This is a genomic window from Natrinema soli (genome assembly GCF_028618695.1).
The window spans coordinates 1-9,590 of the sequence record NZ_JAQIVI010000621.1; the positions used below are offsets into that span (position 1 = coordinate 1).

The 9,590-nt window shown below is 63.4% G+C and carries 10 protein-coding genes; 5 read left to right on the plus strand and 5 right to left on the minus strand.

All coding sequences use genetic code 11. The features are described 5' to 3' along the window. Positions 1–539: DUF8054 domain-containing protein (locus PGX04_RS28265; RefSeq protein WP_465263853.1), on the minus strand; the 539-nt coding region annotated here is incomplete at its 3' end. Positions 540–1,014: 475 nt separating this feature from the next. On the opposite strand from PGX04_RS28265, the gene PGX04_RS28270 reads away from it, so the two are divergent. From PGX04_RS28270 to PGX04_RS28280, 3 genes are read left to right on the plus strand one after another with little or no spacing between them, the layout of a single operon-like run. Continuing rightward, on the plus strand, positions 1,015–1,917 hold the full coding sequence (locus tag PGX04_RS28270; protein ID WP_273741529.1) for a hypothetical protein: 903 nt from the start codon (positions 1,015–1,017) through the stop codon (positions 1,915–1,917). Positions 1,918–1,923: 6 nt separating this feature from the next. Beyond that, positions 1,924–3,633: a pyrroloquinoline quinone-dependent dehydrogenase gene (locus PGX04_RS28275; RefSeq protein ID WP_273741530.1), complete on the plus strand. Its 1,710-nt coding sequence runs from the start codon at positions 1,924–1,926 to the stop codon at positions 3,631–3,633. Between the two features lie 33 nt (positions 3,634–3,666). Beyond that, positions 3,667–5,199, plus strand: coding sequence for a cupredoxin domain-containing protein (locus PGX04_RS28280; RefSeq protein WP_273741531.1), 1,533 nt, complete (start codon positions 3,667–3,669; stop codon positions 5,197–5,199). A gap of 297 nt (positions 5,200–5,496) precedes the next feature. On the opposite strand, the gene PGX04_RS28285 is transcribed toward PGX04_RS28280, so the two are convergent. Further along, positions 5,497–5,916, minus strand: coding sequence for a GlcG/HbpS family heme-binding protein (locus tag PGX04_RS28285; protein ID WP_273741532.1), 420 nt, complete (start codon positions 5,914–5,916; stop codon positions 5,497–5,499). A gap of 199 nt (positions 5,917–6,115) precedes the next feature. On the opposite strand from PGX04_RS28285, the gene PGX04_RS28290 reads away from it, so the two are divergent. Continuing rightward, positions 6,116–7,276 (plus strand): glutathione-independent formaldehyde dehydrogenase, encoded by a 1,161-nt coding sequence (locus PGX04_RS28290; protein WP_273741533.1) that lies wholly within the window; start codon positions 6,116–6,118, stop codon positions 7,274–7,276. Between the two features lie 55 nt (positions 7,277–7,331). Here PGX04_RS28290 and PGX04_RS28295 read toward each other — a convergent pair whose 3' ends face one another. Beyond that, on the minus strand, positions 7,332–7,499 hold the full coding sequence (locus PGX04_RS28295) for a hypothetical protein (RefSeq protein ID WP_273741534.1): 168 nt from the start codon (positions 7,497–7,499) through the stop codon (positions 7,332–7,334). A gap of 151 nt (positions 7,500–7,650) precedes the next feature. Here PGX04_RS28295 and PGX04_RS28300 point away from each other — a divergent pair, with 151 nt between their 5' ends. Next, positions 7,651–7,809, plus strand: a complete 159-nt coding sequence (locus tag PGX04_RS28300; protein ID WP_273741535.1) for a hypothetical protein — start codon at positions 7,651–7,653, stop codon at positions 7,807–7,809. Positions 7,810–7,823: 14 nt separating this feature from the next. Here the strand turns inward: PGX04_RS28300 and PGX04_RS28305 are convergent, their stop codons facing one another. Further along, positions 7,824–8,939 carry a CobW family GTP-binding protein gene (locus tag PGX04_RS28305; protein WP_273741536.1) on the minus strand — a complete coding sequence of 372 codons (1,116 nt, stop codon included), beginning with the start codon at positions 8,937–8,939 and terminating at the stop codon, positions 7,824–7,826. Between the two features lie 196 nt (positions 8,940–9,135). Further along, positions 9,136–9,590 (minus strand): EamA family transporter (locus PGX04_RS28310; RefSeq protein WP_273741537.1); only part of this gene is annotated, 455 nt, incomplete at its 5' end.

Consider the following 9,590-nt stretch of genomic DNA (forward strand, 5'->3'; position numbering starts at 1 on the left):
CGACGCTCGTCGGTCTCGAGCCGCTCCCACCCGTCGAGCCGGGTTCGGAGTTCCGCCGCTGCGGCCACGTCCGCCGCGAGCGCCGCAGCCGATTCCCATCGAACCCGCTTCCGGCCGTCGAGAACGAACGAGATATCGTCGAGTCGCTCGACGTCGTCCGCCCCGAGTATCGATTCGACTTCGTCCACGCCCGGCTCGCCTGCATCGTCGCTCGAAAGTCGGTCGTTCCACCCCTCTCGAAAGGACGAGGTCACTCGGAATTCTCCGCCTCGGTTGGCCGCGATATCGGCAGCAATCAGGACGGTCGTGAGTTCCTCGGGCGTCACCGTTTCGATCGTCGACTCGATCGACGGCGGCTTTCCGAAGCCCTCGAGCACGCGGTCGGGAAGGTACCGACGGGTGATCGTCGGCGTGCCCGGGATCAGATAGCCGCGAAGGCGGATGAGCCCCAGAAAGACGACGACTGCGAGCACACCGACGGGAGCGGAGAGCGCGACGCCGATCCCGGCTGCTACAACGAGCGCGATGACGACGTTCACGACCGTACACGGACGACACCGATTTTCACCGGTGTATTCGGACCGTTCGAGCCGTGCGAGCGTATCGGGGATGCGGATCACCGTCGATCACTATCGGATGATACGCGTCGGACGATGAAAAACCGCCACCGTGACTGCTGCGGCGAGCGCCGTCGAACACGGTGTGGATCATACTGGATGTACCAGCCGGGGACGTGTTTTCGTCCACTCGGACGGCTACTGCAACAGGTAGGGGCGGCCTTGAGCGAACGGATCGTCTGTGAGGGGGTGATCCGTGGCTGTACGGGCCCCATAATCGAGTCCCGCCTCACGTGCTGCTGATTGCTACTTCGAGCCGGATACTGCCAAGAATATATGTGATACAGGTAATTTTATTTGTTTGACCCATATTCTCATTTAGCTCTTCCCTATAGATACGGAATTCTTTGATAAGCATTATCAAAAGACGTAATGGAGTTCTTTGTGGCGTGGTACCATGACACAAATATCCACTGCGTCAAACATGACGGTCGCGGAACAACGCGATCTGGCGACGGCTCTCGGTGTCGACACCCCAAGGGATGGGGCGGTGACGTGGGAGTTGCTCGCAGGACAGATCGAATCGCGGTCCGACTCGACGTTCGCCTCTCGAGGCGAAGCGATTCGGGCCGATCTCGCGGGACAACTCGATCGCGCACTGATCGAGCGAGAACGCGAGAACGTCGCGGACGAAATCCGCCGCTTACCGGACGTTCGCGATATCGGTGTCCCTGACGATCCGAAGGGACTGTATACAGCGGTCGCAGCACCGGGCTGGCGACTGTACGACCACCTGCTCGAGGTGGGCTTCTTCGAGAGTCTCGACGAGAACCTGCCGCGGTTTACGGCGGACCACGTCGAGACAACGACACGCGAACTGGTTCTCGCGGATCCCCTGTCGTCGGCGCTCGACGATGTCGGGTTCGACGAGTCGGAGAAGACGGCGCTGTTGATCGACGTGGCGAACAACGACGAACGGCTCGCCCGCTGGGTACCGTCGAACCAGATCCCGACGGGCGTCGAGTTCGAGACCGAAACCGTCCCGCCGCTCCACCAGCGCGCGATGGGCGGGGCGCTGCTGTGGATCCGGGGGCTCGACAGACACCTCTGGCAGAACGAAGTGATGATCACTGACGAGATCCTCGACGACGCGGTCAGGTACGTCAAGGCGATGCTGGGCGGACTGTTCGTGTCGGTGACCGCCGCTCGTGATCTCGTCGGTGACGGCCAGTTCACGGACGAACAGCTGACCGCCGCGCTCACCGCGGGCTCGGCCGTCCAGATCATCAGCCAGGAGGAGTTGCTGCACAGCGCCTTCTACATCACGGACGACGTGCGCGCTCCGAGCGAACTGAGGTGATTCCGTATGGCACTACGCAACGACAGGGCCGTTCAGGCCGCACGAGACATCGAGCTGAAAGAAATCGAAGACGGCTATACGCTGGTCGGCGGACCCGAGGAGGCGGTCACCGAACAGCACAATACCGACCGAATTCCCGAGGGCGACGTCGACCAGGAGATGCTGAGCAACACCGGGGACGATCCCGAGTCGTGGCTCATGTACGGCGGCAACTACGAACAGCACCGGGCGACGACCGCCGACGTCATCACGCCCGAGAACGTCTCCGACCTCGAGCTCGAGTACGAGCTGTCGGTCGGGACGGGCTCGAGCATGGAGGGGACGCCCATCGTCGTCCCGGGCGATCCGCCGATCATGTACCAGACGAACGGGCCGAATCACATGAAGGCGATCGACCCCCGCGAGGGGGAGGTCCTCTGGAGCTACACCTACGCGGTCCCGATAGGCGTCGAGCTGTGCTGTGACGACAACAATCGCGGGGCCGCCGTCTACGGCGACAAGGTGTATATGACGACGCTCGACTCGGGCGTCACCGCGCTCGACCGCTACACCGGCGAGGAGGTCTGGCACACGAGCACCGCGGACCACCAAGAGGGGTACTCCGCGACGTGGGCACCGGTGATCCGCGACGGAACGATATACACGGGCAGCGCCGGTGGCGAGTACGGCGTCCAGGGATTCGTCGCCAGTCTCGACGCCGAAAGCGGTGAGATGGGGTGGCAGACGTCGACGCTCCCCGAAGACGAGTGGGTCGGCGCGAGCCGAGAGCACGGCTGCGGCACGACCTGGATGACACCGACCATCGACGAGGACCGCGAGGTCCTCTACACGGCGGTGGCGAATCCCGGTCCCGACTTCGACGGCACGGTACGGCCGGGACCGAACTTCCCCACCTGCGGAACCATCTCACTGGACCTCGAGAGCGGCGAGTGGGAGTGGGGCTTCCAAAGTAGTCCACACGACGTCTGGGACTACGACGCGGTCGCGCCGCGAGTACTGTTGCGCGACGTGGACGTCGACGACGGACCGTCGGAGATGGTCGTCGGCTCGGACAAGACCGGCTGGGTGTACATGATGGACGCCGAGTCCGGGAAGCTCCACGAGCGCAGCGAGGAGATCTGCCAGCACATCAATATGTGGGAGATGATCCCCCACATCAGCGAGGACGAGCGGATCCCGTTCGTTCCCGGCGCACCGGGCGGCAACGACTGGCAGCCGCCGTCGTACAACCCGGCGACCGGGTACGTGTACGTCGTCCACCAGAATTACCCGCAGGACCTCTACTGGCGGTACGAGGAGTACAGTCAGGGTAACCCCTACTGGGGCGGCGGCCTGGACGATCCGGCGTCGGAGATGCCGGATGAGTGGAACGGTAACATCACCGCCTTCGCGGCAGTCGATCCGGCGACGGGCGAGCGCGTCTGGCGCGATTGGATCGAGAGCGACGACGACTACTACATGTGGGGCGGTTCGATGTCGACCGCGACGGGACTCGTGTTCAACGGCACTCAGAACGGGGTCCTCGTCGCCTACGACGGTGAGAGCGGCGATCGCCTCTGGGAGCACGAGTTCGACGTGCCGATCAGCGCCTCGCCCATGAGCTGGTACGATCCCGGCGAGGAGAAACAGTACGTCGCCGTGCAGGTCGGCGGCAGCGGCTGGCTCCGCCAGGGAGACCGCGGCGACACGCTCGCTGTGTTCTCCATGGACGCCTGATAGCGACTACAACGAAACTGACACGACACAACCATGACGAACGAACAACGCTCACGTGACGTTTCGCGTCGCGGCGTGCTAAAGGGAACGGCGGCGCTCACAGGGACGGCTGCGATGGCCGGCACCGCAGGTGCGTACCGCGACGAGATCGATTTCCGACTGCCGGCCGCGCAGAACGACGGCGAGGGTCGGACGCTCTCGCTGCTCGGTATCGTCGGCGGCTGGGTCGGCGTCGCACCCGCGGAGATCGACGGCGTATCGAACCCGACGCTGCGACTGATCGAAGGCGAAGAGCACGAGGTCGTCTGGACGAACGGCGACGGCTCGCACCACAACTTCAATCTCCTCGACGAGAACGGCGAGACGATCGAGGCCACGGAGTTCATCGAGGAGCAGGGCGAATCCCTCTCGTTTACCTTCACCGCCGACTCGGAGATGGCGGAGTACAACTGCGCGCCCCATCCCGTCCAGATGCGCGGCCCGATCGAACTGGTCGACGCAGAAGAAGTCCACGAACTCCGAGTGCAAGTCGAAGACGAGGAGGGCGAGCCCCTCGGTGCGGAGGTGTTCGTCGGAGACATGCACTCGTTCTCCGATATCGCCGCCCGACCCGATCCGCCGGAAGACGAGCAGCAGAGCGGGCAAGAGCCCGGCGGCGCAGATGGGAACGAAACGACTGGCAACGAAACAGCTGGCAACGAAACGATCGGTAACGAAACAGCTGGCAACGAAACGATCGGTAACGAAACAGCTGGTAACGAAACAGCTGGCAACGAAACGATCGGTAACGAAACGACTGGTAACGAAACAACTGGCAACGAAACGGCCACCGATGACGTCCAAGCGGAGGAGGCGCCGGCCGCGGAGGACGCGCCGGCAGTCGCCCGATTCGACATGCTCGAGGACGGCGAGTACGACGTCGAGATCTGGACCTACGGTCACGAACGGATCACTGACACGGTGACGATCGACGGCGAGGATCGAGCGTTCACGGCGACGCTGCCGGCCACCGAACCCGGCGAACCGGCCGAGATTTACTCGCTCGCGCTCGAGGAGGGCCAATGGGTCGGCCAATCGCCCGACTCGATCGCAGACGAGACGAACCCGACGCTCGAACTCGAGGCGGGTGAAACCTACGCGGTCGAGTGGGAGAACACGATCGGCCGCCACCAGCCGGAGGCGGAGAACAGAACGTACGAATCCCTCCCTGGGCACAACTTCGTGATCGCCAGCGCCGGCGACACGAACCAGTGGAACACGTACGTCCGGTCGGACTTCACCGCCGAAGAAGGCGCGACCCAGACCATCGAGTTCGTCGCCACCGAGGAGATGGGTGTCTACCTCGACCAGTCGCAACTCGAGGCGGTCGGTGAGATCAGCGTCGGCGGTGGGGGCGGCGAGACGACCGCTCCCGAGGATGCGACGACCGGTACGAACGGTAACGAGACGGCCACCGCCGACGATAACGAGACGACCGCCGCTGACGGTAACGAGACGGCCGCCGCTGACGGTAACGAGACGACCGCCGCCGACGGTAACGAGACGGACGGGACGAACGGATACTGAACGGACGACAGCGACCGACGTCGCTTCTCCGTTCGGCGACCTCCGTTTTCTCTGGAGCGGCTTCGACTCGGTCAGCGAATCCATCGGTGACACTGCTGTTCGAGTCGATGACGCGCACCGTCGTCGAAGTTGACGCCGAGGAGGAGAAGGAAGTATACCCCGATCAGTTCGGCGAGAGGCCGCCGGCGAGATCGGCGAGCGGATGGGACCATCATCGACAAAGCCAGTCCGCCGTTTCGGCGCGATAGTCCGGCGTTTGCGTCGAATAGCAACGGGCGTCGAACTCGCGGCGGGACGTTACGAAGAGAGTTCGTCGAATCTGTCGACGCCCGATTCCGCGACGTCCATGTCCTGTTCGACCGCTCCCCCGCTCACACCGATCGATCCGACGACGTCACCGTCTCGCATCAGCGGGTAGCCACCGCCGAAGATGACCATCCGTCCCTGGTTGGTATTCTGCAGACCGTACAGCGATTCGCCCGGCCGGGTCGGATCGGCCAATTCGTCCGTCGGCATATCCAGGGCGGCCGCCGTGTAGGCTTTGTTCCGCGAAATATCGATCGATGCGAGCCACGCGCCGTCCATCCGGTGTTGAGCGATGAGGTTTCCCTCGGAATTCGCGACCGTGATCACCATGGGGTTGTCGATCTCGTCCGCTCGCTGTTCGGCCGCGTCGATGACCTCCTTCGCTGTTTCGAGGCTTACTGTCTCTACCATGCGGACTTTTTCCACACCCTAGAGAGCTATAAATGCCCTCTGTGAAAAACTTCATATATTCAGAATTCTCACCTGTGATTTCTATATAACATCACTATTGACACTCAATCAATATTGATTTTTGATCATTGGCGGCATCTACACGAACATTTACAATGGCGCTTGTAGTCCGTTCATCGAGGTTCGATACCAAATGTCAATGGATGCCGTCGTATACCAGGGACCGCACGACGTGGCCGTCGAGCAAGTCGACGAACCCGAGATCGAACACGAGAACGACATCATCGTCGACATCACAACGACCTGCATCTGTGGCTCGGACCTCCACATGTACGAGGGACGAACCTCAGCCGACCCGGGGATCGTCTTCGGTCACGAGAACATGGGGAACGTGATCGAGACCGGCGACGCCGTCACGTCGCTCGAAGAGGGCGACCGCGTCGTGATGCCGTTCAACGTGGCATGCGGGTTCTGTCGGAACTGTGAGAACGGCTACACCGGCTTCTGCACCAACGTCAATCCCGGCTTCGCCGGCGGTGCGTACGGCTACGTCGCGATGGGACCGTACAAGGGCGGTCAGGCCGAGAAGCTCCGAGTTCCGTACGCCGACTTCAACGCGCTGAAGCTACCGGAGGGTGACGAACACGAGGATTCCTTCGCACTCCTCGCGGATATCTTCCCGACGGGGTGGCACGGTACCCGACTCGCGAACCTGCAACCCGGCGAGTCGATCGCGATTTTCGGGGCCGGCCCCGTCGGCCTGATGGCCGCCTACAGCGCCAAGATTCAGGGCGCCTCCGAGATATACGTCGTCGACCGCGTCGAGAGTCGCCTCGAGCTGGCCGAGGACCACTGTGACGCCCGCCCGATCAACTTCGAGGAGAGCGATCCAGTCGAACAGATCAAAGACGCACACGGCGGCGGCGTCGATACCGGCGTCGACGCCGTGGGCTATCAAGCGATCGATCCCGAGACGGATCCGGGTGACGACGCGTACGATCCGGCCCGCGAAAACCCTGCGGTCGTGCTCAACCAGCTCATCCAGACCGTCCGACCGACCGGCGAGCTCGGCGTCCCGGGACTGTACGTCCCGTCGGACCCCGGTGCGCCGGACGAGATGGCGGCCCAGGGGCGACTCGGAATCGACTTCGGGAAGCTCTTCGAGAAGGGACTGAAGCTGGGTACCGGGCAGTGTAACGTCAAGCAGTACAATCGAGAGCTTCGAGATATGATCGTCGAGGGGCGCGCCGACCCCAGCTGGGTCGTCTCCCACCGCGTCGACCTCGAGCGCGCGCCGGAGATGTACGAGAAGTTCGACGAACGCGAGGAAGGCGTCATCAAGGTCTTGCTCGAGCCCTAGCCGTTCTGCCCGGGATCGGACCGGGATCTCGCCCGGTCCGCCAGCGATCCCGACGTTAGCTTCGCAGCCACGCTGTCGGGTGTTCGTCGCGAAGGTGATCCTGATACCGTTTGATCAATTCCGGATAGGATCCCGCAGCAGCGTGCCACTCACAGCGATCGCACTCCCGTTCGACCGTGTCGTTCGCGCTACTAACGTATCCGCCCCGTCGATTCGTGCTCATCGTCGCCCCCTCGCGACGCCATACTTCTGTTGTCCCATCCGTCGATCACTCGCGTTCGATGCCGTCGCGTCTTTGCTCTGTCGCTTGCGACCGACGCGAGCGTGCCTCGAGCGACAAAACGGGTATGTGGTCGACGGACGTAACCCGATACATGTGCCAGTACTGTAGCTACTCCCTGCACGACGGCTGGACACGGCTGCTCGAGTACGACGACGTCTATCAGGATGCCCTTCCCGACCGGACGACGGATCAGTCGACGCACGGCTTTCACGAGTCCTGGGCGGAACTCAGTGACCAACTAGAGTCGTAGGGTCCGGGGAACAGCTACAGCGGGAACGGATCGGCCACCGCTTCCGTCCCCTCCGTCTCGTCGCCGTCGAGGACGCACGATTCGAGTTCCTCGCGAATCCGTTCCTCGTTCATTTCTCGGCCGATGAATACCAGTTGCGTACGACGGTCGTCATCCGGCCGCCACTCGCCGATCGGACCGGCCCTGACGGACGGCCCGGCCTGACTGACGCCGATCACCTCCTCGTGGTTCGCGACGTGACAGACGCCCTTGGCGCGGATGATCGCTCCGTCCCAGTCCTCGAGCCAGGCCGCGAGTCGCTCCGGGTGGAACGGTCGGTCGGATCGGAAGACGAACGACGAGACGCCGTGGCGCTCGGCGGCGCTTCGCTCCTCGTCGTGGTCGTGCGCCTCGTGGTCGTGACCCTCCCCGCGCAGGTGACGCTTCCACCCTTGAGAGCGCTTCGCCGTCTCGAAGTCGAACCGACCGGTGTCGAGAATGACGGCCGGATCCACCTCGCAGTAGGTCGTTTGAAGCCGTTTCGCCCGCGGCTGGAGGGTCTCGACGACCGCTTCGATCTCCTCGAGGACGTCGTCGGGAACCATATCGGCCTTGTTGAGTAGCAGGACGTTGCAGAACTCGACTCCCTCGACGAGGACCTCGCTCAACGGTCGGTCCTCGTCGGGTTGGGCACCCGCCGGTAGCTGCGCCCCGGCGTCGAACTCCTTCCAGAACCCGTACGTATCGAGGACGGTCACCATCGTATCCAGCCGAAACAGGGACGTCGGGTCCACGTCACTGGCGTCCGTCCCTTCGGTGAACACCTGCGCGACGGGAATCGGTTCGCTGATCCCCGACGACTCGACCAGCAGGTAGTCGAACGCTCGGCTTTCCGCCAACTGCGCGGCTTCCTCGAGGAGATCCCCCTGTAACCGACAACAGATACAGCCGTTCGAGAGGTCCACGATTCCCTCCTCGTCGTTCTCTCGCGCGATCAGTTCCGCGTCGACGTTCACCTCGCCCATGTCGTTGACGATCACCGCCACCCGTCGGCCGCCCGGATTCGACAGCACGTGATTGATCAGCGTCGTCTTTCCCGCGCCGAGATAGCCGCTGACGACGGTGACCGGAATCGTCTCATCTCGTGTCATGATATAGAGGGCATCACGAGCGGAGCGTTACTAAGTAACCGGGTGGATCTCGCTGACAGTCTCGATCACGAGACTGTTCGCCACCGACCGAGACCCGCTCTCGAAACGCTGCTAGCCCAGGAATCACCTCATTCTCGAATTCGCTACCGAAGCCATCTCGGACGATTCGCAAGGCAATGTTTCGCAGCCGAGTCCGTCAGTCCGCCGTCCCGTGCCCTCGCTCCCGCTCGAGCGTCGTCACGAAAACCCCGGCGATCACGACGCCGCCGCCGACGACCGTGATCGCGTCGGGGACCTCCGCGAGCAAGACGAGCGCGAGCAGTGTCGCACCCGCGGGCTCGCCGAGCCAGGCGACGCTGACGACGACCGACTCGAGGTGCTCGAGGACCCAGTTGCTCACCGTGTGGCCAAAGACGCCGGGCCCGGCGGCCAGCCCGAGAAAGAGCAGCCACTCGCGAGCGGGGTAGCCGACGTACGAGTGGCCCTGCACGCCGACGAGAACGAACAGGGCCACTACGCAGGCACCGTAGACGACGGTCACGTAGGGGAAGAGCGGAACACGCTGGCGGATCGAGCGGCCGGCGAGCACGTAGCCGGCGACGGACACCGCCCCCAGCAGCGCGAGCGCGTTGCCGTACGTCGTCGCCCCGG